This is a genomic window from Mycobacterium deserti (assembly GCF_025345615.1).
Lineage (GTDB): Bacteria > Actinomycetota > Actinomycetes > Mycobacteriales > Mycobacteriaceae > Mycobacterium > Mycobacterium deserti.
This window is the reverse complement of sequence record NZ_JAODWD010000003.1, coordinates 65,005-88,658: the sequence shown is the minus strand read 5'-3', so window position 1 is coordinate 88,658 and position 23,654 is coordinate 65,005. Positions and strand designations below refer to the sequence as shown.

At 65.6% G+C, this 23,654-nt stretch carries 23 protein-coding genes; 9 read left to right on the top strand and 14 right to left on the bottom strand.

All coding sequences use genetic code 11. From position 1 onward, the window contains the following. Window positions 1–6: 6 nt before the first annotated feature. Entirely contained in the window at window positions 7–531 is a 525-nt protein-coding gene (locus tag N4S67_RS11715) for a hypothetical protein (protein ID WP_260993162.1), read from the top strand. A 96-nt stretch (window positions 532–627) separates the two neighbouring features. Further along, window positions 628–1,452 carry an alpha/beta fold hydrolase gene (locus N4S67_RS11710; protein WP_260993161.1) on the top strand — a complete coding sequence of 275 codons (825 nt, stop codon included), beginning with the start codon at window positions 628–630 and terminating at the stop codon, window positions 1,450–1,452. A 4-nt stretch (window positions 1,453–1,456) separates the two neighbouring features. Here N4S67_RS11710 and N4S67_RS11705 read toward each other — a convergent pair whose 3' ends face one another. The 8 genes from N4S67_RS11705 to N4S67_RS11670 all read right to left on the bottom strand — a co-directional run bounded on the left by N4S67_RS11705 (window position 1,457) and on the right by N4S67_RS11670 (window position 10,160). Next, complete coding sequence (locus N4S67_RS11705) at window positions 1,457–2,650, bottom strand: acyl-CoA dehydrogenase family protein (RefSeq protein ID WP_260993160.1); 1,194 nt, start codon at window positions 2,648–2,650, stop codon at window positions 1,457–1,459. Further along, window positions 2,651–3,697 carry an acyl-CoA dehydrogenase family protein gene (locus N4S67_RS11700; RefSeq protein ID WP_260993159.1) on the bottom strand — a complete coding sequence of 349 codons (1,047 nt, stop codon included), beginning with the start codon at window positions 3,695–3,697 and terminating at the stop codon, window positions 2,651–2,653. It lies immediately after the preceding gene. After that, window positions 3,697–4,527 (bottom strand): amidohydrolase family protein, encoded by an 831-nt coding sequence (locus N4S67_RS11695; protein WP_260994000.1) that lies wholly within the window; start codon window positions 4,525–4,527, stop codon window positions 3,697–3,699. The genes N4S67_RS11700 and N4S67_RS11695 overlap by 1 nt, the downstream gene beginning before the upstream one ends. Before the next feature lie 2 nt (window positions 4,528–4,529). After that, window positions 4,530–6,149 carry an acyl-CoA synthetase gene (locus N4S67_RS11690; RefSeq protein WP_260993158.1) on the bottom strand — a complete coding sequence of 540 codons (1,620 nt, stop codon included), beginning with the start codon at window positions 6,147–6,149 and terminating at the stop codon, window positions 4,530–4,532. A 29-nt stretch (window positions 6,150–6,178) separates the two neighbouring features. Further along, a complete protein-coding gene (locus tag N4S67_RS11685) occupies window positions 6,179–7,414 on the bottom strand; it encodes an amidohydrolase family protein (RefSeq protein ID WP_260993157.1) in 1,236 nt (411 codons plus the stop codon). Then, window positions 7,414–8,247, bottom strand: coding sequence for an enoyl-CoA hydratase (locus N4S67_RS11680; protein WP_260993156.1), 834 nt, complete (start codon window positions 8,245–8,247; stop codon window positions 7,414–7,416). Before N4S67_RS11680 ends, N4S67_RS11685 begins: the two co-directional genes overlap by 1 nt. 87 nt (window positions 8,248–8,334) lie before the next feature. Beyond that, window positions 8,335–9,342, bottom strand: a complete 1,008-nt coding sequence (locus N4S67_RS11675) for a dihydrodipicolinate synthase family protein (protein ID WP_260993155.1) — start codon at window positions 9,340–9,342, stop codon at window positions 8,335–8,337. 20 nt (window positions 9,343–9,362) lie between these two features. Next, window positions 9,363–10,160, bottom strand: coding sequence for an SDR family NAD(P)-dependent oxidoreductase (locus N4S67_RS11670; protein WP_260993154.1), 798 nt, complete (start codon window positions 10,158–10,160; stop codon window positions 9,363–9,365). 223 nt (window positions 10,161–10,383) lie between these two features. Between N4S67_RS11670 and N4S67_RS11665 the strand changes: the two genes are divergently transcribed. Then, the gene (locus N4S67_RS11665) at window positions 10,384–11,133 is read left to right on the top strand and encodes a TetR/AcrR family transcriptional regulator (RefSeq protein WP_390893382.1); all 750 of its coding nucleotides are present in this window, start codon (window positions 10,384–10,386) and stop codon (window positions 11,131–11,133) included. A 58-nt stretch (window positions 11,134–11,191) separates the two neighbouring features. On the opposite strand, the gene N4S67_RS11660 is transcribed toward N4S67_RS11665, so the two are convergent. The 4 genes from N4S67_RS11660 to N4S67_RS11645 form a co-directional block, all read right to left on the bottom strand. Continuing rightward, entirely contained in the window at window positions 11,192–12,367 is a 1,176-nt protein-coding gene (locus N4S67_RS11660; protein ID WP_260993152.1) for a thiolase family protein, read from the bottom strand. 79 nt (window positions 12,368–12,446) lie between these two features. Continuing rightward, window positions 12,447–13,325, bottom strand: coding sequence for an enoyl-CoA hydratase/isomerase family protein (locus N4S67_RS11655; protein ID WP_260993151.1), 879 nt, complete (start codon window positions 13,323–13,325; stop codon window positions 12,447–12,449). A 9-nt stretch (window positions 13,326–13,334) separates the two neighbouring features. After that, window positions 13,335–14,069 (bottom strand): FadR/GntR family transcriptional regulator, encoded by a 735-nt coding sequence (locus N4S67_RS11650; RefSeq protein WP_260993150.1) that lies wholly within the window; start codon window positions 14,067–14,069, stop codon window positions 13,335–13,337. Between the two features lie 29 nt (window positions 14,070–14,098). Beyond that, window positions 14,099–14,755 (bottom strand): hypothetical protein, encoded by a 657-nt coding sequence (locus N4S67_RS11645; protein WP_260993149.1) that lies wholly within the window; start codon window positions 14,753–14,755, stop codon window positions 14,099–14,101. A 75-nt stretch (window positions 14,756–14,830) separates the two neighbouring features. On the opposite strand from N4S67_RS11645, the gene N4S67_RS11640 reads away from it, so the two are divergent. From N4S67_RS11640 to N4S67_RS11615, 6 genes are read left to right on the top strand one after another with little or no spacing between them, the layout of a single operon-like run. Further along, window positions 14,831–15,640, top strand: coding sequence for an enoyl-CoA hydratase/isomerase family protein (locus N4S67_RS11640; RefSeq protein ID WP_260993148.1), 810 nt, complete (start codon window positions 14,831–14,833; stop codon window positions 15,638–15,640). A gap of 15 nt (window positions 15,641–15,655) precedes the next feature. Continuing rightward, window positions 15,656–16,459 carry an enoyl-CoA hydratase/isomerase family protein gene (locus N4S67_RS11635; protein WP_260993147.1) on the top strand — a complete coding sequence of 268 codons (804 nt, stop codon included), beginning with the start codon at window positions 15,656–15,658 and terminating at the stop codon, window positions 16,457–16,459. Continuing rightward, on the top strand, window positions 16,456–17,247 hold the full coding sequence (locus N4S67_RS11630) for an enoyl-CoA hydratase/isomerase family protein (protein ID WP_260993146.1): 792 nt from the start codon (window positions 16,456–16,458) through the stop codon (window positions 17,245–17,247). The genes N4S67_RS11635 and N4S67_RS11630 overlap by 4 nt, the downstream gene beginning before the upstream one ends. Next, window positions 17,247–18,698, top strand: coding sequence for a class I adenylate-forming enzyme family protein (locus N4S67_RS11625; RefSeq protein WP_260993145.1), 1,452 nt, complete (start codon window positions 17,247–17,249; stop codon window positions 18,696–18,698). The genes N4S67_RS11630 and N4S67_RS11625 overlap by 1 nt, the downstream gene beginning before the upstream one ends. Next, a complete protein-coding gene (locus tag N4S67_RS11620) occupies window positions 18,691–20,208 on the top strand; it encodes a class I adenylate-forming enzyme family protein (protein WP_260993144.1) in 1,518 nt (505 codons plus the stop codon). Before N4S67_RS11625 ends, N4S67_RS11620 begins: the two co-directional genes overlap by 8 nt. Continuing rightward, window positions 20,201–21,691 carry a class I adenylate-forming enzyme family protein gene (locus N4S67_RS11615; RefSeq protein WP_260993143.1) on the top strand — a complete coding sequence of 497 codons (1,491 nt, stop codon included), beginning with the start codon at window positions 20,201–20,203 and terminating at the stop codon, window positions 21,689–21,691. Before N4S67_RS11620 ends, N4S67_RS11615 begins: the two co-directional genes overlap by 8 nt. Before the next feature lie 67 nt (window positions 21,692–21,758). Here N4S67_RS11615 and N4S67_RS11610 read toward each other — a convergent pair whose 3' ends face one another. Both N4S67_RS11610 and N4S67_RS11605 read right to left on the bottom strand, forming a co-directional pair. Then, window positions 21,759–22,436, bottom strand: a complete 678-nt coding sequence (locus N4S67_RS11610; RefSeq protein ID WP_260993142.1) for a GntR family transcriptional regulator — start codon at window positions 22,434–22,436, stop codon at window positions 21,759–21,761. 3 nt (window positions 22,437–22,439) lie between these two features. After that, entirely contained in the window at window positions 22,440–23,633 is a 1,194-nt protein-coding gene (locus tag N4S67_RS11605; protein WP_260993141.1) for an acyl-CoA dehydrogenase family protein, read from the bottom strand. Between the last annotated feature and the right edge of the window lie 21 nt (window positions 23,634–23,654).

The following is a 23,654-nucleotide window of genomic DNA, read 5'->3' as shown; positions in this document are numbered from 1 at the left end:
CTGCAGGTGGCGGACCCCGGGTCGGAGCTGAACGGATGCTTCCCCGAACTCGGCGGATTCGTCGTGCTCGACCTACAGCGGCTCGAGGCAGAACTCCCCGGCGCAGAAGGTAGCGATCTGTTCGCGATGTTCGGCGCGGGAGCGGTCGGTGACCGCGTCACCTCCGCGGGTATTGCTGTCCCAATCCTCGGTGTGTCCATCGGCTATTACACGATTGTGTTGCGCGACAGCCGGTCCCGGCCCCGGTGGAGAAATCCAGTGTGCTCGTCGCACGGTTGGGTAGTAGGTACGCAGACTGGTGAACTGCTGGTGACCGGCGCAGGTTACCTGACCGAGTGGAATCAGCGCCACGACCAGCATCGGGCGGTTACCGTTCCACCCGGCTGGTACCGGCTCACGATCACGGGCTACTTACTCGAACCGGACAGTGACGACGATTACGGACTGGACCTCGAATTGACGCGCGCCGCTACGCCGCCGCCCTTCACCGCGGATTTGACGCGACTTTTCTCTTTCGAAGAGCCGCGTTAACGCGCCCGACTGGAAACCGTGAACTTTTCGACCCGGCAGGCGCACGATGGACATGGCAGAGTGCGCAGGACTCGCTTTGTGCACGGAAGGACCAGCATGCCCACGATCACCACTAGCGACGGCGTCGACATCTTCTTCAAGGACTGGGGAACGGGGCAGCCGATCGTTTTCAGTCACGGGTGGCCCCTGTCGGCCGACGACTGGGACACCCAAATGCTGTTCTTCCTGCAGCACGGATACCGCGTCGTCGCCCACGACCGGCGCGGGCACGGCAGATCCGCGCAAGTCGCCGACGGCCACGACATGGACCACTACGCCGATGACCTGGCAGCGGTGGTCGAGCACCTCGACCTGCACGACGCCGTGCACATCGGGCATTCCACCGGCGGCGGCGAGGTGGCGCGCTACCTGGCCCGTCACGGCGAGGGCCGAGCCGCCAAGGCGGTGCTCATCAGTGCGGTGCCCCCGCTGATGGTCAAGACCGAGGCCAACCCGGGTGGGCTGCCCAAGGAGGTATTCGACGATTTGCAGGCGCAGCTCGCGGCCAGCCGGTCGGAGTTCTACCGCGCGCTGCCCTCCGGTCCGTTCTACGGATTCAACCGACCCGGCGTCGAATCCTCTGAGGCCATCATCGAGAACTGGTGGCGCCAGGGCATGATGGGCGGCGCCAAGGCGCACTACGACGGCATCGTGGCGTTCTCGCAGACCGACTTCACCGAAGACCTGAAGAAGATCACGGTGCCCGTGCTGGTGATGCACGGCGACGACGACCAGATCGTGCCCTACGCCGACTCAGGGCCGCTGTCGGCGAAACTACTTCCCAACGGCACTTTGAAGACGTATTCCGGCTATCCGCACGGTGCGTTCACCACGCACGCCGACGTCATCAATCCCGACCTGCTTGAGTTCATCCGGTCCTGACGTCCTACGACGCCTTCTTCGCGGGCGCCGCGTATGCGGGTTTGCCGAGCCCCAGGACGTACTGCGCGATCATGTTGCGGAACACCTCGAGGGTGCCACCGTAGATGCCGACCAACGGCGCGAACCGGAAGACGTACTCGGCCGCGCCGTCGTCGGCGGCACCGTCGGTGCCCAGCGGTAGCGACGACGCCGTACCGAGCAGGTCCATCAGATCGGGCGAGATGTCGCGCATCGTCTGTGCCAGCGCGACGCGTCCGAAGATGTTCGGTGTGGAGAACGACGCTTCCATCCGAGCGACACTGCGGCCCAAGCGATATGCCACCGCTCCGTCGTCGATCAGACGTCGGCCGTTGGGATCCGCCTGTGTCACTTTGGCAGCGGCCTTGTCAGCCGCGTCGGCCATGAACAGCGCCTGGTGCATCATGATGGCCACATCCTGAAGCCCGTCGACAGCGGCCTCCACGGCACCGTGCTCGGCGTTGAGCGGTTCGCGCACCACGGTCCAGCCGTCGTTGACTCCGCCGAGGCGGTACTTGTCGTCGACGCGGACGTCGCTGTAGTACACGATGTTCGTGCGATCGCCGTCGATGGTTCTGATGCCCTGGATTTCAATCCCCGGTGAGTCGAGCGGCACCAGAAACATGGTAAGGCTCTTGTGTTTCGGCGCATCCGGGTCGGTGTTGGTGATGAGGAAGACGTACTGGCAGTTGTGCGCGCCGGTGGTGAACATCTTCGAGCCGTTGATCACCCAGCTGTCGCCGTCGCGCACAGCGCGGGTCTTGCAGGTCGCGACGTCGGAGCCGCCTTCGGGCTCGGTATAGCCCAGGCACAACCGCACATGCCCGCTGTAGACCTTGGGCATCACTTCGGCTTTCAATTCCGGCGATCCGAACTTCTCCACCGATCGCGCGATCATCGCCGTCGTTCCGGATGTCACCCACGGCACGTGGGCCCGCCGCTTCTCCAATTCCCAGATCCGGCGCCGCACGCGGTTGAAGCCACCGTCGGACTCGGGCCTCCATTCGCGCTCCAAGTAACCCGCTGCCCCGAGCGCGAGGTGGACGCCCTCGTCGAAATTGTCGCCGGTCTCGCGGTCGCGACGCAGCACATCCTCGGTCACGAGGTCGCTCAGGAAGGCGCGCGACTCCTCCAAGAATCTCTGGTCGTCGTCCGACAGTTCGACGCGTGAGAAATCCATCTACTTGCCCTCCCCGCTTTCGCGCGCGGCGACGATCTCGGCGATGTACTTGGCGCTGGCGCCGGGATCGCCTCCGGCCAAGGACCATCCGCGTGCTCGAACCAGGTATGCGGTTGCCGCGGCCTCGGCCGAAACCCCCAGTCCGCCTTGCACGTGGACGGCCATGGTCGCGGCCTTGCTGGCCTCCTCGGCCATGAACACGAACGCCGACGGTGCCAGTTCCGGCCGCTCGTGGGGTTCGTTGTCGAGGTACCACGCGGCGCGCCGGGCCAGGTTGCGGCCGCCCTGCACCGTGATCGCGATGTTGGCGAGCGGATGCGAGATGGCCTGAAGTGTCGAGATCGGCACGCCGAGGGTGTAACGCGACTTGGCGAACTCCGCCGCGATCGTCATCGTCGCCTCGACGAGGCCGACCAATGCAGCGCCCATCAGTACCCGCCACTCATCGAGCGCCCGTTGGTATTCCGACAGCGCATCCGGACCGTTGGCCAGCACCGTGCGGTTGTCCGCGGCGGCCGGGTCGACCCAAGCCATCGGAAGCCTGCCGATGTTGTCGACCCTGGCCGGCCGCGTCGCGAAGGTCAGACGCACGATCTCCTCACCGTCGCGCACGACGATGTGGTCGGCGACCGATCCGCTGGGCACGAGTCGCACACCAGACGTACTGTCGTGCTGGGGATCCAGCCCCGCGATCTGCTGGCCCCCGACGATCTCCGGTTCGAGCGCACCCACCCGGGCCAGCAGACGCGCGGCGCAGACGTGGTCGATCCACGGCACGGGAGCCAGTGAGCGACCGATCTCCTCCGCCACCAGCGTCAGATCCACCAGCGTCGCACCGTCACCGCCCGCCGTCTCCGGCAGCGCCATTGTCGTCGCGCCCATCGCGCACAGCCGTTCCCAGAGACTCTTGTCGAAACCGGATGCCTCTGCGGCGCGCACAGTCTCGATCGCGCAGTGCGTCTTGAAGAAGTCCCGGTACGCTGCCTGCAGCGCCTGATGATCGTCGGACAGGCTGTAGTCGAGCCTGCGCAGTTCGTATCGGTCCATCAGCGCTCCCCTTGAGACCCGAAGAAGAATTCCTGGGCGTTGTTGTAGAGATAGTTGTCCAGAACCTCGACCGGCAAGTCAAGCGCCGTGGCTTCGGGTACGACGCGGCGCATCTTGAGCACCGGCCAGTCCGACGCGTAGATCACTCTGTCCGATCCGCGGGTCCGCATGTAGTGCAGCAGGGCTTCCGGCAACCGCTTCGGCGACCACGCCGACGTCATCAGGCGCAGGTTGCGGTACTTGATCAACATCCGGATCGCGATATCCCACCACGGATCCGCGCCGTGAATCATGCACAGCTTCAGTTCGGGAAAGCGCACGCACACCCGGTCGAGGTACATCGGGTTCTGCACCTCACCCGGGATGGGCGGGCCGGGCATACCTGTGTTGACGCACAGCGGCAGTCCCAGTTCTGCGCACTTGGTGTAGAGCGGGTAGTAGACCGCGTCGCTCGGCGGATACTGCCCGTCACCCCAGAAGCTCGGCCCCACAACGGCATAGGCGACCGGGAGGTCGGTGACGACGGCGGTCAACTCGCGCAGCGACGGCATCGGCCGCAGCAGATTGACGCCTCCCATCGCCAGTGCGAACCGCTCGGGTTTGGTCTCGACGAACTTGCGGGCGGTTGTCGAAGGCTTGGTGAGGTTGTCCATCAGGATCGCCTTGGCGACGCCCTGCTCGTCCATCTCGTCGATCAACTCGGACAGATCGACCGGCGCGAACATCGACTCCGGGCCTTTGAAGTAATCGTCGCGGACCTTGACCATCCACGACGGTTGCTGTTCGGTCTCCCCGAAGTGGACGTTGACCAGGCAGTCAATGGCCTTCACCGTCATGTCAGCGACGCCTCCTGTGCCGCGGCACTTTTCGCCCAGCGGTAGTCGGGTTTTCCGTTGCCCAGGCGCCGCACCGCCTCGACGAAGATGAACTCCTTCGGCGCCTTGAACCGCGCCAATTGCGACGTGCAGTGGGCGTGCAGGGGATCGTGCGCGGCTTGGGCACCGTCGTGAACGGCGACCAGCGCGACGAGTTCCTCCCCCCACCGTTCGCTGGGCCGTCCCACCACCAGCGCGTCGGCGACGGCCGGGTGGGCGCGCAGTACTTCCTCGACCTCCTCGACGAACACCTTCTCGCCCCCGGTGTTCACGACCAGCGAATCGCGTCCGAACAGTCGAAGCGTGCCGTCCTGCGCCAGCGAACCTCGGTCACCCGAGATCACGACGCGCTGGCCCCCGACGACCGGAAACGTCGTGCGCGTGGCGGCTTCGTCGTCGAAGTAGCCGAGCGGAATGCGGCCGGACCGCGCGACGAAGCCCACCTCGTCCTCACCGGGACGCAAAAACCTGCTGTAGTCCTCGGACAGCACCAACGCGCCCTCGCGCAGTTCGAATGTGTCCTTCTCGTCGCCGCGCTGGCTGCGGCCGAAGCCGACATTGCCCGTTTCGGACGACCCGTAGCCGTTGATCAGGATGATCTGCGGCAACAGGTCCAGAAGCGCCCGTTGGTGTTTCGGGTTGGTGGCCGCTCCCCCGGTGCCGATGGCGAACATCGACGACAGATCGTAGGAACCCCGTCGCAGTTCTTCGACCAGCGGCGCGGCGTAGGCGTCGCCGACCATCGTCATCATGCCGACCTTCTCACGCTCGGCGGTCTCGAGCACTGCGCGAGGGTCGAATCTCGTCCGGTCGTACAGCACAACCGGCAGACCGTTGAGCAGACCGGCGAACGCGGTCCACATACCCGCCGCGTGCATCAGCGGTGACACCGCGAACCACGCAGCCCCGACCGGACCCAGCTTGGCGTGGATCTCCTCAACGGACGCGTGGTCGGCGCCGTTCATCGACACCACGTAGGTGTCAGACTGCCGCCACATCACGCCCTTGGGACGTCCGGTGGTCCCGCCGGTGCACACCATCATCACGTCGTCGGGGTTCGCCGCGATCCCGCGATCCGTATCACCCTGCACCAGAACCTCTTCGAGGTCGATCGATCCGGGCAGGGAGTCTGAGCCGTCGTCGTCGTCGTCGACCGAGATCATCAGGTCCGCGGTGGCGGGCGGCAACACGTCGGCGAACTTCGCCCCGAACGACCGGTGGTAGATGACCGCGCGAGGCTTCAGATAGTCGAGGACCTCGGCGACCTCACGTGGCGTGTAGTTGTAGTTGACGTTCACCGGAACGGTGCGCGCCTTGAGGCAGCCGATCACCATGTCGGGATACAGGTCGTTGTGCATGATCAGCGCTACGCGATCCTGCCCGCACTCCCAGTTCTTCAGATCGACGCGTTCGCGATGCGCGCCGAACCCCTGGTCGGCGAGGTAGTTCGCAAGCCGGCGGGTGCGGTCGGCCGACTCACCGAAGGTGCTGCGGCGCGCCCCGCAGACCGTCATCAACCGATCGGGCGCCTTGTCGGCGATGGCGTCGAGAACCGCCCCGATCGTCCACTCGGCCATGGCTTATGCTCCTCGCGTTCCCCGCATGTTCAGGCGACCGGAACATGGACACCGAGCAGGTCGAGAGCGTTGTCGCGCATGACCTTTCGGGTGTCTTCGGCGCTGAACTCCGGAAACTGCGGAATGTCTGCGGTGAACGCCATCGGGTCGGCGAGACCCTCTCCGTGCGGCCAGTCCGAGCCGAACAGGATCTTGTTCACGCCAATGGTCTCGGCGAGCGACTTCACGTCGTCCTCGTAGTACGGGGCGATCCAGACGTTGTTGCGCAACTGCTCGACCGGATCCTCTTTGAAGTGGTACGGCGCGGTGTTGGCGGCCTTCTTCAGCCGCTTGATCAGGCGGTAGACGAAGTAGGAGCCGTTCTCGATGCTGGCGACCTTCAGCGTCGGATGGCGGGTGAACACCTGGTGCACGATCATCGAGGCCATCGAGTCGTGGATCGCGCGGTCGTCGAGGAGCACCTGGTCCAGAGGATCCTTCTTGCCGAATCCCTCGAACGTCCCTTTGCCACCCCACAGCGCCGCGATCGCCAGATAGCCGCTGTCAGACAGGTGAAAGACCACCGGCACACCGGCTTCGGCGAGCCGCGCCCAGACCGGATCATGTATCGGGTCGCCCAGCGAACGGGGTTTGACCACGCCGGGCACCGGCGCCGGGCGCACGCAGACGATCTTGGCGCCCCGGCCGAGCACGAACTCGACCTCTTCGACGGCTTTGTCGGGATCGGCCAGCGAGATGATCGGCGCGGAGAGGAACCGGTGATCGGGCCGATCGAAGCCCCAATCCTCATCGAGCCAGAGGTTGAAGGCGTGCACCGAGACCATCGTCGCCTCGATGTCGTGTTTCAGCGCTTCCTCGACGCCGCACGCGAACGTCGGCAGCATGAACACCGTCTCCAGGTTCTGCTTGTCGAGGATTTTCGCCCGAGCATCGCGGTTCTGGTACTCAGGGTGATCCGCCAACCGGTCGACCTTCATCAGCGACGCCGGGTCGACACCGTCGGGAATCTCGCCGCGGAACAACAGATCCAGGCAGCCCGGCTCGATGATCGGGTCGAACGTCGGGTTCGGGATGAAGTGGTTGACCCGGTCGCCGATCACCGCGAAGGTGCGCTTGCCGTCCTGAAGCATCTGCACGCCACGGCGTTTGAACTCCTTGGGCAGGTGCCGGGTGAAGGAATCCAACGGTTCGTAGTAGTGGTTGTCGACGTCGATCGCCCTGTAGTCCAGTGTTGGAATCTGCTCCGCTACTCGCTCGGCTGTCACTACGTGTCCTCCTTCAGGGGCGGAAAGTTGGGTGGGCGCTTTTCGAAAAAGCTCGTGATGCCCTCGATGAAGTCGGGTCGCGTCATCGACTCGTGCATCAGCTTCTCCGCGTGGTCGCTTGCGGCGAACACATCCCTCATGGTGTCTGCGTACACCTGTTGCTTGATCACCGCGAGAGAACTGGGCGCACAGTTGGCGGCGATGTCCTCGGCGTAGGCGATCGCTCGCGGGAGCAACTGCTCGGGCGGCAGGACGTCGTTGACGAGACCGAGTCGCGCCGCTTCGTCGGCGAGGAACACCCGGGCCGACAGCAACAGATCCAAAGCGACACCGGCACCGACGATCCGCGGCAGAATCCACGAGATCCCGTACTCCGCGATCAGCCCCCGCCGAGCGAATGACGTGGTGAACTTCGCCCCCGCAGCGGCGAAGCGGACGTCGCATACCAAAGCCAGTGTCAGGCCCATGCCGGCGCATGCGCCATTGATCGCGGCGATGACCGGCTTGCGCATGGTCATCAGAAAATGCGGATGACGCGCGCCGACGAGCTTTCCGACGTCGGTGCCGGCTGCGGCATCGGTGGTGGCGGCGCTGATCGTGGTGAGGTCACCCATGTCCGCGCCCGCGCAGAATGCCCGTCCGCTGCCGGTGACGACGACGGCCCGCACGCCGGGATCGGCCTCGGCATCGTCGAGGCGGGCATAGAAAGTGGTGGCCAGGCCGCCGCCCCAGCCGTTCATCCGCTCGGGACGGTTGAGGGTCAGAACAGCGACGCCCGTGTCGCGCACTTCGTAGCGGACCGGGTCGGCAACGACGCGGTCATCGACACTCACTGCGGCGGACCTCCTTGCACGCTCCACGCCAGCCGGATGGACTTACTGTACACCTATCGGTAGCACCTTCGGCAGCAGGTCGTCACCTCATGAGCCGACCAACCCGAGGCGTCGGTAGGCCGTCTCGATCTGCGCTTTTGCCCCCGCAGGCAGCTTCGTCTGCGGTGGCCGCGAATGGGGATAGTCGCCGATCGGCAGGCCCAGCACCGATGCGGCGTGCTTGAACGCGCCACCCCAGTGCGTGAAGTAGTCCGGTCGGCCGGGATAGCAGGTGAACCACGAGCCCATGTCGATGTCGAATTGGTCGAGCCCGGACTCGCGCGCGAAGTCCATGGCTTCGAGCAGCTTGTCGTTGACGACCAGGTCCCAGTATTCGGAGAACAACCGGCGCTGCGGGGTTTCGAATAGGTATCCGGCCGTGCCGAGTTGGGCCGGGCACACGATGCCGTCGCGCAGCCAGCCTGCGCGGTACACCGTCTTGTCGCACTCCCAAACCGCGAGGCCGGGCGCCAGTTCGTGCAGCAGCCGGCTGGCCATCGGCCGGAACGCGCCCTCTTTCGTCGCGCAGACCGCGGGAATTTCGTGGTAGATACGGGCGCTTTCGGCGGGAGTCAGCACGTAGCCCGACGACGGCGAGTTGAACATGCCCAACGCGATGTCGGTGCGGTCGGCGATGTAGCGGAAGAAGTTCAACACGCCCTCACCTCCGTGCGCCTCCATCATCGGTGTCTGGATGTAGACGACATCGGCGCCGGCCTGCTGCGCGTGTCGGGTCAGCTCGAGACAGTCCTTCGCCGACATCGCGGCGGTGCAGGCCTGCACGACGACGTCAGGGTTGGCGGCGCGGCCTTCTTCTATCGCGACTTCCAGCAAGCGTTTCCGCTCCTCCATCGTCAGTGACCAGAACTCGGCGATGCCGCTGGTGCACCACAGCAGCGGATGGTTCAGATCCCCGACGCAGTAGCGCACCAGCCTCCGATAGGCCTCCCAGTCGATGTCGTCGCCGTCCTCACCGCAGAACGGCGAGTAGAGGGAATCACCGATGCCGCGCAAGTGGTTACGGGCCCAGTCGCGCGCGTCGTTCGCCGTCGCCACTCGCGTCCTCCTCTGAAGACTCAGGTGAAGTCGCTGCCACCGTCGACGTTGACGTTGGCACCGGTCATGTAAGAGTTCCGCCGCGACGCGAGAAACGCGACGACGGGACCGATTTCGGTGGGCAGCCCCGCGCGCGGCAGGTGTGCGGGGTGGCCGAAGTGCTCGTCGATCGCGGCCATCAATACATACGGGTCGGTGCCGTCGACACCCACCGACTCGGCCCATCCGAGCAACGCGTCTGAGGCGATACTGCCCGGCGAGACCACGTTGACCATGATTTCGTCCCTGGCCAGAAGTAGGGACAGGTTCTTCGAAATGCTCGTCAGCGCCGCCTTGGCCGCGGTGTAGGCGGGCAGGATGACGCTCTGGCGCTGCGTGGAGTGTGCGGAGAAGTTGACGATTCGGCCCCACTTCGCGTTGCGCAGCAAGGGAAGTGCCGACCGCACGCAGTGCACCATGCCCATCACGCCGCTGTCGAACGCTGAGCGCCACTGCTCGTCGGTCAGGTCGTCGAATGTGCCCACCGCGTCGGGACCGACGGCGTTGATGAGGATGTTGAGTTCGCCATTCCACCTCGCGGCCACCTCGCCGAAGACCCGCTGGACCTGCTGAGTGTCGGTGATGTCGGCGACCAGCCCCAGCACGTCGGGGCTTCCGCATTCGGTCAGCGCGGTGGCGGCCTCGTCGACGACAGCCGGCCTGCGGCCCACGACAGCAACCCGGGCCCCGTCCTCGGCAAGGCACCTGGCCGTCGCGAATCCCATTCCGCTGCCGCCGCCCACGACGACGGCGGCGGCGTCTTTCAGCCCCAGATCCATATTGTCGTCACGACACTCTCGGCCCCTTCGCCGCACCCCAAGCCCTGGAGAAGCTTACTATAGGACTTACAGTAGAAGAGCGAGATGACGTGGGCGACACATTGAGGCTCACGGTAAGTTCGTCGGAACCGAACTGCGCGGCGACCTGCAAACGGTGCAGATGCAGCCGCGGCGAACATTCGAGTCCGCCCGTCCGCGGGCGGCCCGTGCGCGGCTGATTGTGATGGAGGTGCCCTTCGTGGCAAGGCAGGCGACCGCCGAGAAGCGTCAGCGACGCGAGCGCGGTTCGATCAATCCCGAGGACATCATCAAGGGCGCATTCGAACTCGCCGAGCAGGTGGGCATCGACAACCTGTCGATGCCGCTGCTGGGCAAGCATCTCGGCGTCGGCGTGACCAGCATCTACTGGTACTTCCGCAAGAAGGACGACCTGCTCAACGCGATGACCGACCGCGCGCTGCGCCAATATGCCTTCGCCACGCCCTACATCGAGGCCAAGGACTGGCGTGAGACGTTGCGCAACCACGCGCGCACCATGCGAAAGACGTTCATGGGCAATCCGATTCTGTGCGACCTCATTTTGATCCGTTCAGCGTTGAGCCCGAAGACGGCGAAAATCGGTGTGCAGGAGGTCGAGAAGGCGATCGCCAGCCTGGTCGAGGCGGGCCTGTCGGCGGACGACGCGTTCGACACCTACTCCGCGGTCTCGGTGCATGTGCGCGGATCGGTGGTGCTGCACCGACTCCGGGAAAAGAACCGCGCCACCAACGAGGGGCCCAGCGATATCGAGGAGACCATGACCATCGACGCCGACAGCACTCCGCTGCTGGCGTTGGTGACGGAGAAGGGTCATCACATCGGCGCGGCCGACGACAACAATTTCGAGTTCGGCCTCGAGTGCATCCTCGACCACGCGAGTCGACTCATCGACGCCAAGCCGGCGAAGAAGTCGACCGCCACGCGCAAAAAATAGCGATTTCGGTGCGCTAAAAGTCGCTGAGCGAACGTCAGCGCGCCGAAATCACCCCCGACTAGACCTCGATGACGACGGCGCCGCCCTGGCCGCCGCCGGCACACATCGCCGCCACCCCGATGCCGCCGCCGCGCCGCTGCAGCTCGTAGATCAGCGTCGTGACCATGCGCGCACCCGACGCGGCGATGGGATGACCCAGACTGCAACCACTCCCGGAGAAGTTCACCAGTTCCTCGTCGATGCCGTACTCGCGGCAGGCCGCGATCGGCACCGACGCAAACGCCTCGTTGATCTCCCACAGTGCGACGTCGGACGGCTTGAGCCCGGCGCGGTCGAGCACCTTGCCGATCACCTTCACCGCGCCAAGGCCGGTGTCCTTCGGCGCGACACCTGCGGCGCCCCATGCCCTCACGGTGGCCAGCCTTGTCAGCTTCTCTGCCACAGCGTAGTCACTGTCGACCAGTGCCACCGCTGCGCAAGCGTCGTTGGTGCCGCTGCTGTTGCCGGCGGTGATCGAGAATCCTTCGATCTCCGGATGCAGCACCTTAAGCCCGGCCAGTTTCTCGACCGTGGTGTCGCGGCGTGGGTGCTCGTCGACGCTGAAATCGGTCACCGATCCGTCGAATTGCTCAACCTTCAACGGCACGATCTCGTCGACGAACTTGCCCGCATCGATGGCCGCGATCGCCCGCTGATGTGAGCGCGCCGCCCAGGCATCCATCTCCTCACGGGTGATGCCGACGGCCTGCGCGGTGTTCCAGCCCACGGTGATCGACATGTCCTTGGTCGGCGCGTCCGGCGTCTCGACGTGGGTGGGGGGCATCCACCGCTCTTCGAACTTCAATTCCGGGCCGGGGATCCGCCAGTTGACCAGCGGTGTCATCGACAGCGACTGCACACCGCCTGCGATGAGCGCGCGTTCCATGCCAGAGCCGATCTGCGCAGCCGCGTTACCGATCGCAGTGAGACTGCCTGCGCAATGCCGGTTCACCGACTGGCCGGGCACCTGAGACATACCGGTCGCGTCCGCCGCGTACCGAGCGAGATCACCGCCGCCGTAATGGGATTCGGCGAAGATGATGTCGTCGATGGCGTCCGGGGCGAGGCCCGACCTGCGGACCACCTCGGGCAGCACGGTGGTGATCAGCGTCTCGGGCGGGGTGTTGACCAGCGTGCCCTTGAACGAGCGACCGATCGCAGTTCTGGTGGCACCGACGATGACGGGTGTTGGCATGGCTTACGACCTCGGCTTTCGACATTAACGACGTTACAAAAATAGCAGGCACTGTATCGCCACGCGTAGGTGACCCCGGTCACGTCGGCTCCGGGACGTGGAAGTGCTCGTCGCGCAGCCGGAACGCCTCTTTGGTGCCGTGCTGCGCTCGCGTCTTGACGAAGTTGAATTCACCCGGGGCGAACTGCAGGTTCGTGCCGTACGCGTGGAACAGGTAGCTCGCCACTTCCTCACCCTGGTAGGCCTGACTCTGTTCGACGAGACGGAACGCCTCTTTGGCGATCACGACACCGTCGGCAGGCATCTTCGCGGCCTTCTCTGCCCAGTACCGCGCCCGTGCGGTCACCGCCTCCGGCTCGCAGGTGTCGGTGAAGACACCGAGGTGTTCGACCTCCCCGGCCTCGATGATGTCGCCGGTCAACAGCAGCCGCCGCGCCAGCACGGGGCCGAGTCGGTGGAAGAACATGTGCAAGCTGCCCAGCGCCGGCCCGAGGAACCGTGTCGCGGGCATGCCGATCTTGGTGTTGCGCCCGATCACTGAGATGTCGGTCATCAACGCCATCTCGAAGCCACCGCCGAGCGCGTAGCCGCTGATCTCCCCCACCGTGACCTTCGGGAAGCCCATGAAGTTGTGATAGAAGCCGAACGACTTGCGGTCGACGGTCAGGCGGCGGCGTTGACTGGGTCGGCTCTGTCTTGGGGCGTCATCACTTTTCTCGGGCTCGCCATACCAGCCGTAGGCGTTGTTCATGTTCGCCCCGGTGCTGAAGACGCCCTCCGCGCCGCGTAACAGAACAACTGTCAGGTCGTCGTCCTCGGCCACCTGATCGAGGTGCCGACCCATGGCCTCGCGCATGGACGCGTCGTAGGAGTTGCGCTGCGACGGGTTGTTCAAAGTGATTGTGGCGATTCTGCTGTCGCGATCGACGTCGAACAGCACACGGTCGTCGGTGGTCATGGCGGATCCTCACTGAGCGTTGGATATGAGTTTGGCCTCGATGGTTTTGTCCGCGCCGACAGCGAGCGTGTTGTGCCGAGCGGCGGACAGGTGGTCCTTGGCCAGCCGCACCGCACGCGCCTCGTTGCCGTCTCGGATGGCGTCGACGATCTTCTGGTGATCGCGAAGGGCCGCCCGCATGGTCTTGTCGTGCATCGGGTCACCGTCGTCGCTCCATACTGACGACTCGTGAGCTGACCAGATCAGCTCCAGCGAACCGATCAGCAGGATCATCGGCTCGTTGCCGCATCGCGAGACGATGGCCTCGTGGAAGCGTCGCGCGTTGGGTACATACCGCGATGTGTTGTCGAATTGCGCTGTCTGCTGTGTGATCTCAGCCTGCAGGTAGGGTACGACTTCGGTCATGCGGTCGTCGCGAGCCGCGCACATGCCTGCGCAGATCGGCTCGAGGTGCATCAGCGCGCCGCTGACATCGGCCGGCGTCGCCGAGCGACTCTGCAGCACCATGCTGATGATGTGGGCGGTCCGGTCGGCCGACGGCAGGTGGACAACGGCTCCGCCCATGTTCCCGCGGCGAACAGAGATCAGCCCATCGGTCTCCAGCAGGTGAATCGCCTCGCGCAACGCCGGTGGGCTGACTCCGAATTCGGCGAGCAGCGTGTCTTGAGACGGCAGCACATCGCCTTCCTTGATGCGGCCGGAGAGGATGTCGTCGCGTAATTGGGCGGCCACTAGCTCAGCCACCCGGGGCTGACGTATGCGCTGTACGCTCGTCACGGGCTCTCGACCCGACGCCGGCCGAACTGAAAGACACTGAGCTTGTCCGGCGACGACGCTGCGGTGCTGAATTCGCCCGTGCACAACACCTCGTCGCCGAGCAGCAACCTGGCCGTCGACGTCACCCGCCCGTCGTCCTCCGCCCGCACGACGTCGAATTCCAGCTCGGTCAGAATCGGCGTGGGCCTGCGGAAAGTGATTGTCAGAGAACGGGTTTTGCCGGTGCGGCCCGACGCGCAGCTCTGATGTTGTGTGACGCAGTCGAAGAACACCGCAAGGAAGCCACCGTTGACCAGACCCGGTGGACCTTCGTGCACGAGCGGAAACGTGACGCGACCGGATGCGGTCTCGGCGTCGAGGTGGTCGAAGGTGTACTCGGGAAAGCAGGGGTTGTACGCGCCGACGTCGAAAGCGTGATCGAGGTACACCCGCTGCGTCTGGGTACTGTCCGGTCCGATGCGCGGCGAGAGGTCGGCCGCGACCGCAGTGCCCAATTCCTCTTCCCACGCGGCGATCTGCCTGACCATCGCGTCAACGGTCGGGTGTTCGTGCTCGAGCGAGAGGAGCAGTCCTGTCAGCCGGCGCAGCGCACCGGCCGCGGCGACCGTCTGCGGGAGCGGTCGTTCACCGTACTGGGGGACCTCGCTACCCATCGAACTTCTCCCGATTCTTTCCTTGCTAACTTGTACAAGATAGCAATACTGTATGCCTAACCGTAAAGTGATGGAATGGCGGAATCAACGGTGACTGAGGACGGCAGGGTGTCGACGTCCCGCAAGGACGGCGTACTTCGCATCACGCTGGACCGCCCGGCACGGCGCAATTCGCTGAGCCAGCCCATGGTCGCGGCACTCGTCGGAGCACTCACCGACGCCGCCACCGACGACTCGCTTCGCGCCATCCACCTGCGCGGCGCCGAGGCCGACTTCTGCGCGGGTGTCGACTGGATCGCGACGAACGCCGCGCAACGTCCCCGCACGGGCGATCTCGTGCGACGCATCCCCCTCGGCGCTCACCGCATCATCGAACTGATTCACACCATCCACTTGCCTGTGGTCTGCAGCGTGCGGGGCTGGGCCGCCGGGCTGGGCTGCAATATCAGCCTCGCCGCCGACTTCACGGTGGCCGCCGATGACGCCGTCTTCTGGGAGCCGTTCCTGGACCGAGGTTTCAGCCCCGACTCGGGAGCGACGTGGCTGCTGCCCCGGTTGGTCGGACTGGCACGGGCCAAGAGCATGCTGCTGCTGGGTGAGAAGGTCACCGGTACCGACGCGGCGGACTGGGGATTGATCCACCGCTGTGTAGACGGCAGTGAACTCGACGACGTCGTCGAGGAGCTCGTCACCAGGCTGGCCTCTGGACCGACTGTGGCCATTGGGCTGGCCAAGCAGGCTATTCACTACGGGCAGCACGCGACGCTCCCCCAGGCGATGACACAGGAACTCTTTGATCTTGAATTGTCGTGTCGCACCGGGGACTTCAAGGAAGGACTCGCGGCGTTCCGCGAGAAACGCGCACCGGAATTCGGTGGTCGATGACGAAGGGAACCGCCGATGGCTTTTGACGACATCACCTACGAGGTCGACGGGCACAAGGCCACCATCACGCTGAATCGGCCGCAGGCGCTCAATGCGCTGAGTCCACCCATGATCACCGAACTGCGCGCCGCCTACACCGAGGCGGAGAACGACGACAACATCTGGATCCTGATCGTGACGGGCGTCGGACGCGCCTTCTGTACCGGTGCTGACGTCGGCCAGATCCCCGAGGACGGCAGGGTGATCTATGAGCGGCCCTATCTGTCGACGTACGACCAGTGGGAGGCCCCACAGGAAGGCACACCGCCGTTTCGGCAGATGGCCAAACCGGTCCTCACGGCGGTCAACGGATTGTGTTGCGGCGCAGGTCTGGACTGGGTCACGACCGGCGACATCGCCATCGCCTCGGACAAGGCGACGTTCTTCGACCCGCATGTCAGCATCGGACTCGTCGCGGCTCGCGAGATGGTTCGCCTCGCCCGAGTGCTGCCCCGCAACGTCGCATTGCGCATGGCACTGATGGGCAAGCACGAGCGGATGAGCGCACAGCGTGCCTACGAGCTCGGCATGATCAGCGAGGTCGTCGAACACGACAAGCTTCTCGAACGTGCCAACGAGATCGCTGACATCGTGAACTCCAATGCCCCCCTGGCGGTTCGCGGCACACGATTGGCCATCCACAAGACCATCGACCTGCCCCTGCACGACGCCGAGATTCTGGCCGAGACCTTCCGCGAACGGGTGGTCCGCACCGATGACGCGCAAGAAGGGCCGAAAGCGTTCATGGAAAAACGAGCACCGAATTGGCAGTGCAAATGAGCGCTCGACCGTTCGACACCATCCAGCTCGACGTGGACCCCGTCGACCGTGTCGCGGCCATCACCTTGAACCGGCCGGAGTCGCTGAACGCGTTCAACCGCACGATGTGTGAGGAAGTGGCCGAGGCCTGGCGGCTGGTGAAACTCGATGACTCGGTCAACGCGGTCGTGGTGCGCGCCGCCGGCGCGCGGGCGTTCTCGGCCGGCCTCGATGTCAAGACGCCCTATGGGCAGCCGGAAAACGTCTGGAATCACGAGGATCCCGGCGAATATCTCAGCCCGAAGTGGCAGAAGATGTGGAAGCCCGTGGTGTGCGCCGTTCAAGGTATGTGCACCGCGGGCGCGTTCTACTTCGTCAACGAATCCGACGTGGTCATCTGCTCCGACGACGCCACGTTCTTCGACTCCCACGTCAGCGCCGGACTGGTCTGCGCACTGGAACCGATCGGGATGATGCGCCGCATCGGCCTCGGCGAGACTCTGCGGATCGCATTGATGGGCAATGACGAACGCGTGGGCGCCGACACCGCGCTGCGGATCGGCCTGGTGACCGAAGTGGTGCCCGCCGAAAGACTCTGGGCGCGCGCACATGAGATCGCAACGGCGATTGCGGCGAAGCCGCCGTCCGCGACACAAGGCACGGTCAAGGCTATCTGGGAATCGCTGGACAAGCCCTACCGCGCCGCCATGGAGCAGAATCTGATCTACACGCGGCTGGGAAATCCGCTCGGCCAGGCCGAACTCGCCGCAGGCGGCGACCTCGGCAGAGCAGACCCGAGGATTCGCTGATGACCGGGCATGCGCTCGGCCTTCGCATCGCCGCCGTGCTCGACCTGCAACCGGAGGCGCCCGCCGTCGAGTTCGACGAGGAGTGGTCGACCTGGGGCGAACTCGCCGAGGCCGCACACCGTATCGAGGCGATCACCGCGCAGCGCCAGGTCGGCATCCTGTTGCGCAACACCCCGGTTCACATCGCCACGGTCCTCGGCGTGCTGATGGGCGGCGGAACGGTCGTCGTCATCAACCCGTCGCGCGGGGACGACCGGACCACGGAAGACATCGAATCGCTTTGCCTGCCGTTGGTGATCGGGGTCGCCGATGACATGCGTCTGGTGACACCAGACCCAGATACGGCCACGGCGGTGATCTCGAACCTGGCAGACCCGCCTCGTGTCTGCGCACAGGTACCCGCAGGCACCGGACGGCCAGGCGTTGCGGTGCGCATGCTGACCAGCGGGACCACCGGACCGCCCAAGCGCGTCGACCTCAGTTACGACATGTTGGCACGCAGCGTGGTGGGCACCGATTTCGGCGCAGCGGCACCGCCTTCCGAGCTGCGGCGCGGCGTTGCGATCGTCAACGCGCCACTGGTGCACATCGGCGGCGTCTTCCGTGTCCTTCAGTGTGTCTGCGAAGGCCGGTCGTTCGCGCTGCTGGACCGCTTCGAACTGGACAACTGGGCCAATGCGGTGCGCAGGCATCGGCCGAAGGCGGTGTCGCTGGTGCCCGCCGCGCTGCGCACCGTGCTGCACTCGCACCTGACACGGGACGACCTGGCGAGCATCCGCGCCGTGACGTCTGGCACCGCACCGTTGTCTGCCGACGACGCGGACGCATTCACCGACAAATTCGGCATCCCGGTTTTGACGTCCTACGCCGCAACGGAATTCGGTGGCGGCGTGGCGGGCTGGACTTTGCCTGACTATCAGAAGTACTGGCACGCCAAGCGCGGCAGCGTGGGTAGGGCCAGTCTCGGCGCTCAACTGCGGGTCGTCGGCGACGACGGGTCGCCACGTGGCCCAAACGAGCCCGGATTGCTCGAAGTCAAACCGGGCCAACTCGGCCCGTCCGGCGACTGGATCCGCACCACCGACATGGCCCGCATCGACCCCGATGGCTTCGTGTGGATCCTCGGCAGGGCAGATCAGGCCATCATCCGCGGCGGCTTCAAGGTGATGCCCGACGATGTGCGCACCACGCTGGAGGCGCATCCGGCGGTGCAGGGTGCGGCCGTGGTCGGCCGGCCCGACGAGCGACTCGGCGAGACACCCGTCGCGATGGTCGAACTCCGGGAGCGCGTGGATGTGGCCGCCCTGCTCGACTTCCTGCGGGCGCGCCTGGCGCGCTACGAGATTCCCACCGACATCGTGGTCGTCGAGCAGATTCCGCGGACACCGTCCGGGAAGGCCGACCTCGCCGCGGTTCGACGTCACTTCAGTGCTGCCGTCGAACATGCGTGAGACAACGGTTGGCCAGGTGCTGCGCGAGCAAGCACGGCGCCGCGGAGCACATCCCCTGTTGATCTGCGACGCCGACCGTCTCACCTATGTCGAGGCCGAGCGGCGCTCCACTGATCTCGCTCGTGGCCTCGTCGCCCTCGGCGCGGGTAAAGGCACACACGTCGGGCTGCTGTACCCGAACGGTTCGACGTTCATCGTCGCGATGCTCGCCGCGGCGCGCATCGGCGCCGTCGTCATTCCGTTCTCGACGTTCGCCACCGCACCCGAGATGGCCACCCAGCTCGCCCACGCCGACGTCGAAATACTGCTCGGCACGGCGTCGTACCGTGGCCACGACTATGCGCTGCGCCTGACCGGCATCGACGACGCGGCGGTGCCACTGCTGCGACACGTACTGCTCGACTCTGAACCCGGCGACGCAGTCGACCCCGATGTGTTGCCCGCGCTACAGGCCGACGTCGACGCTTCCGATGCGCTGGCGATCGTGTACACGTCCGGTTCGACGAGCGCGCCCAAAGGGGTACTGCACACCCACGCGTCACTGCTCGAGCACCAGAAGGTACTCAACGTGATTCGTGGACTGGGACCCGACGATCGCCTGTTCTGCAACTCACCGTTCTTCTGGATCGGCGGAATCGCGTTCTCGATACTGGCCACCATGCTCGCCGGCGCCACCCTGGTGTGTTCCAACGCCGAGGACCCCGCCGAGACGCTCGACCTGCTCGAGGCCGAGAAGCCGACGATCACCAATGGGTTCGTGGCCGGAATCGCCGCGCTGGCGAACCATCCCAGTCTCCCCCAGCGCGATCTGTCCTCTATGCGGCGAGGCAACCTGTACCCGATCATGGCGCCCGATGTGCGGCCCGCCGACCCGGAGTTGCGGCACACGATGCTCGGGATGACGGAGACCGGCAGCGTCATCACGATCAGCGAGGATGAGACCGACCAGCCGGAGCACCGGCGCGGCTCGTTCGGCAAGCCGGCGCCGGGATTCGACACCACGGTCGTCGATCCCGACACCGGTGAGCGCGCCGAGGTCGGCAGCATCGGCGAGCTGTACGTCCGCGGACCGTTCCTGATGGAGCGCTACTACAAGCGCAGCCGCGAGGAGTGCTTCGACGCCGACGATTGGTTTCACACCGGCGATCTCGTGCGCGTCGACAATGAAGGCTTCGTCTACTTCGTCGGCCGGCGCGGCGCGATGATCAAGACCGCGGGCGCCAACGTGGCTCCGGCCGAAGTCGAGAAGGCGATCGCGAAGGTGACCGGCGGAATGGTCGCCCACGTCATCGGACTGCCGGACCCGCAGCGCGGCCAGGTGGTCGCCGCGGTCCTCGAACTCGACGAGGGCAGCACGTTCGACGAGACGGCGTTGCGGACGCGACTGTCCGAAGAGCTGTCGTCATACAAGATTCCGCGGCGTTTCGCCCGTGTCCCGGCTGCCCGGATTCCCGTGATGTCCAGCGGCAAAATCGACCTGCCCCGGTTGGCGGAGTGTTTCGATGACTGACACCGTCGACCAACTCGTGCGCCTGCACGCCGCGAACGACCCGGACAAGCCGATGGTAATCGACCCCGACCACCGGATCACCTACGGCGAACTCGACGTCACGACCCGGGAGATGGCCGGCGCCTTCGTCGCGGCGGGCGTGGGCAAGGGCACCCGTGTCGGGCTGATCATGCCCAACCGGGCGCAATGGGTGCAGGTTTCGGTGGCGCTGACCCGCATCGGCGCCGTGCTGGTGCCGATGAGCACGCTGCTGCAACCCCCCGAGCTCGTCGACCAGCTGCGCGTGGCGTCAGTGCAGTACCTCGTCGCGGTGGACGAGTTCCGCGGTCACCGTTACCTCGACGACGTTGCCCCTGAGCGTGCGAATCTTCCTGCGCTGCGGGGTGTCTGGGATTCGCGGCACCTACCGCGACCGGACAACGAGGTGGACGTCGATGCCATCACCACGTCGGTCACCCCCAGCGACACGCTCGCGATCATGTTCACCTCCGGCAGCAGCGGCCCACCGAAGGGCGTCATTCACTCCCACGGCAACGCGCTGGGCGCGGTGCGGTCGGGGCTGACGGCGCGTTGTATCGGTGCCGACACAAGGCTGTATCTGCCAATGCCCTTCTTCTGGGTCGGCGGCTTCGGCAGCGGCGTGCTCTCAGCCCTGGTGGCCGGCGCGACGTTGGTGACCGAGGAGATCCCCAGGCCCGAGTCCACGCTACGACTGCTCGAACGTGAGCGGGTCACGCTGTTTCGCGGTTGGCCGGATCAGGCCGAGGCGTTGGCACGGCAAACCGATTCGGTCGCAGCGGATCTGTCGTCGTTGCGGCCCGGAAGCCTCGAGGCCCTGCTGCCGCCGGACCAACGCGCGCAACCGGGTGCGCGGGCGAAGTTGTTCGGGATGACCGAGTCGTTCGGCCCGTACTGCGGCTATCCCGCCGACACCGACATGCCGCGCTCAGCATGGGGCAGCTGCGGTAAACCGTTCGCGGGCATGGACGTCCGGATTGTCGACCAGGACAGCGGAGCGCCGCTGCCTGCTGGCGAGGTCGGCGTGATCCAGATCCGTGGGCCACATGTCATGCGTGGCATATGCCGGCGCGGCCGCTATGACCTCTTCACCGCCGACGGCTATTACCCCACCGGCGACCTCGGCCATCTCGATGCCGACGGCTTCATGTTCTATCACGGCCGCTCCGACGACATGTTCAAGGTGAGCGGCGCGACCGTCTACCCCAGCGAGGTCGAGCAGGCTCTGCGCACCATCGCCGGCGTCGACAACGCGTTCGTCACCGAGGTGGCGGGTGCGGTCGGCGCGGTGGTGGTCTCCGAGCGCGCCGTCGACGACGTGCGCGCCGAAGTCCGGAAACGATTGAGCGCGTTCAAGGTTCCGACAGTGTGGCTGCGCGTCGACTCCGATAGCGAGATCCCGCGTAAGGCGACCGGCAAGGTCGATGCCCGTGCACTCAAGGTTCTGCTGGCCGAGCAGACGTAAAACTGCCTAATTTCCGCAGCGAATGCGCAGGTTTGCGTCTGCTCGCGCGTGGGCCCAGCTCGCGCGGTTAGGTGACCACACCGCGTTGCGTGAGGTGGTGGATCAGCGGCTCCGCCCCTGCGGCGAGATGCTCCGACATCGCCGTGCGGGCCAGGTCTTCGTCTCGCCTCTGTAGTGCCTCGAGCAGCCTGCGGTGGTGTGTACACGACTTTTGCGGCCACCCGGGGATGGTCGGGAACACCGACTCGGGCGCATAGCGGGTGATCTGCGACATCAACTGAGCGAGTTTCGGCGAGTCGGCGGCCACATTGATCGCCCGGTGGAATTCGTGATTGAGCCGGACCGCCCGTTCGTCGTCGTCGACGGCGTAGGCGTCCTCGAGGTCGGACTGGATGCGCTGGAGTTCGCGCAACTGTTCATCGGTGATGTTGGCAGCGGCGCGTGCCGCGAGCTGACCCCCGATGTAGGCCTGCACGTCGGAGACGTCGGTGAGGTCGCGGCCGGTGACCGGCAGGACGACGAACCCGCGGTGCGGCTGCTGGGCGAGCAACCCCTCGGCCTTGAGTTCGAAGAGCGCCTCGCGCACCGGGGTGACGCTCACGCCGAGGTCCGCCGCGAGCTGGTCAAGGCGCACGTAGGAGCCCGCCGCGTAGCTGCCGTCGAAGATGCGCTTGCGCACGATGCGCGCAACGTCCTCGGCGAGCTGCGGCCGGGCGAGGACCGGCGGGATCTCGGGCACCGTCATCAGTCAGATCCGGTAGTCGGCGAGCAGTCGCTTGCTGATGATGTTCTTCTGAATCTCGCTCGTGCCCTCGCCGATCAGGAGGAAGGGGGCGTCGCGCATCAATCGCTCGATCTCGTATTCCTTGGAATAGCCGTAGCCGCCGTGGATCCGGAAACTCTGCTGCGTGACCTCGGCGCAGAACTCGCTCGCAAGATACTTCGCCATCCCCGCCGCGACGTCGTTGCGTTCGCCCGAGTCCTTCAACCGCGCGGCGTTGACCATCATCAGATGCGCAGCCTCGACTTTGGTTGCCATTTCGGCGAGTTGGAACGCGATGGCCTGATGGTCGGCGATCGGCTTGCCGAAGGTCTCGCGCTGCTGCGCGTAGCGGACCGCCAACTCGAAGGCGCGGATACCGACGCCACACGCTCGCGCGGACACATTGACCCGGCCCACCTCGATGCCGTCCATCATCTGAAAAAAGCCCTGCCCGGGCGCTTCGCCGAGGACGTCGTCGGCCTGTGCGACATACCCGTCGAAGATCAGCTCGGTGGTGTCGATCCCTTTGTAACCCAGCTTGTCGATCTTGCCGGGAATCGTCAGCCCGGGCGCGACCTCACCGAATCCCGTCGGCTTTTCGATCAGGAACGCGGTCAGGTTGCGGTGTGGCTTGTCGGCGCCCTCGTCGGTGCGCACCAACACCGCGACGAGCGTCGAGCTGCCGCCGTTGGTCAGCCACATCTTCTGCCCGTCGAGCGTGTAGCTGCCATCGGCTTTGCGCACGGCCCGGCTGCGGATCGCCGCGACGTCGGAGCCGAGCTCAGGTTCCGACATCGAGAACGCGCCGCGCGTCTCGCCGATCGCCATTCGCGGCAGGTACCGCTGCTTCTGCGCGTCGGTGCCGTGCTGGCGCAGCATGTACGCGACGATGAAATGGGTGTTGATCACCCCGGAGACGCTCATCCAGCCGCGGGCGAGTTCCTCGACGCAGAGTGCGTAGGTCAGCAGCGATTCGCCCAACCCTCCGTACTCCTCCGGAATCATCAGGCCGAACAGGCCCATCTCTTTCATCTGGTCGACGATGGCCTGTGGGTAGGTGTCGGCGTGCTCCAACTCCTGGGCGGTGGGGATGATCTCCTTGTCGACGAATCGCCGTACTGTGGCGAGGATTTCGGTCTGAAACTCCGAGAGCCCCAGGGTCTGCGCCAGTCGTGTCATGCGCGATCCCGCTTCGCTTCT

What these genes read in the sequence shown, in the direction of transcription:
- N4S67_RS11635 (WP_260993147.1), top strand. Translation starts at nt 15,656, where the DNA reads ATGGCTTTTGACGACATCACCTACGAGGTCGACGGGCACAAGGCCACC.
- N4S67_RS11710 (WP_260993161.1), top strand. Translation starts at nt 628, where the DNA reads ATGCCCACGATCACCACTAGCGACGGCGTCGACATCTTCTTCAAGGAC.
- N4S67_RS11655 (WP_260993151.1), bottom strand. Translation starts at nt 13,325, where the DNA reads ATGACCACCGACGACCGTGTGCTGTTCGACGTCGATCGCGACAGCAGA.
- N4S67_RS11665 (WP_390893382.1), top strand. Translation starts at nt 10,384, where the DNA reads ATGGAGGTGCCCTTCGTGGCAAGGCAGGCGACCGCCGAGAAGCGTCAG.
- N4S67_RS11615 (WP_260993143.1), top strand. Translation starts at nt 20,201, where the DNA reads ATGACTGACACCGTCGACCAACTCGTGCGCCTGCACGCCGCGAACGAC.
- N4S67_RS11610 (WP_260993142.1), bottom strand. Translation starts at nt 22,436, where the DNA reads ATGACGGTGCCCGAGATCCCGCCGGTCCTCGCCCGGCCGCAGCTCGCC.
- N4S67_RS11660 (WP_260993152.1), bottom strand. Translation starts at nt 12,367, where the DNA reads ATGCCAACACCCGTCATCGTCGGTGCCACCAGAACTGCGATCGGTCGC.
- N4S67_RS11630 (WP_260993146.1), top strand. Translation starts at nt 16,456, where the DNA reads ATGAGCGCTCGACCGTTCGACACCATCCAGCTCGACGTGGACCCCGTC.
- N4S67_RS11640 (WP_260993148.1), top strand. Translation starts at nt 14,831, where the DNA reads ATGGCGGAATCAACGGTGACTGAGGACGGCAGGGTGTCGACGTCCCGC.
- N4S67_RS11700 (WP_260993159.1), bottom strand. Translation starts at nt 3,697, where the DNA reads ATGGACCGATACGAACTGCGCAGGCTCGACTACAGCCTGTCCGACGAT.
- N4S67_RS11690 (WP_260993158.1), bottom strand. Translation starts at nt 6,149, where the DNA reads ATGGCCGAGTGGACGATCGGGGCGGTTCTCGACGCCATCGCCGACAAG.
- N4S67_RS11705 (WP_260993160.1), bottom strand. Translation starts at nt 2,650, where the DNA reads ATGGATTTCTCACGCGTCGAACTGTCGGACGACGACCAGAGATTCTTG.
- N4S67_RS11605 (WP_260993141.1), bottom strand. Translation starts at nt 23,633, where the DNA reads ATGACACGACTGGCGCAGACCCTGGGGCTCTCGGAGTTTCAGACCGAA.
- N4S67_RS11670 (WP_260993154.1), bottom strand. Translation starts at nt 10,160, where the DNA reads ATGGATCTGGGGCTGAAAGACGCCGCCGCCGTCGTCGTGGGCGGCGGC.
- N4S67_RS11645 (WP_260993149.1), bottom strand. Translation starts at nt 14,755, where the DNA reads ATGGGTAGCGAGGTCCCCCAGTACGGTGAACGACCGCTCCCGCAGACG.
- N4S67_RS11625 (WP_260993145.1), top strand. Translation starts at nt 17,247, where the DNA reads ATGACCGGGCATGCGCTCGGCCTTCGCATCGCCGCCGTGCTCGACCTG.
- N4S67_RS11620 (WP_260993144.1), top strand. Translation starts at nt 18,691, where the DNA reads ATGCGTGAGACAACGGTTGGCCAGGTGCTGCGCGAGCAAGCACGGCGC.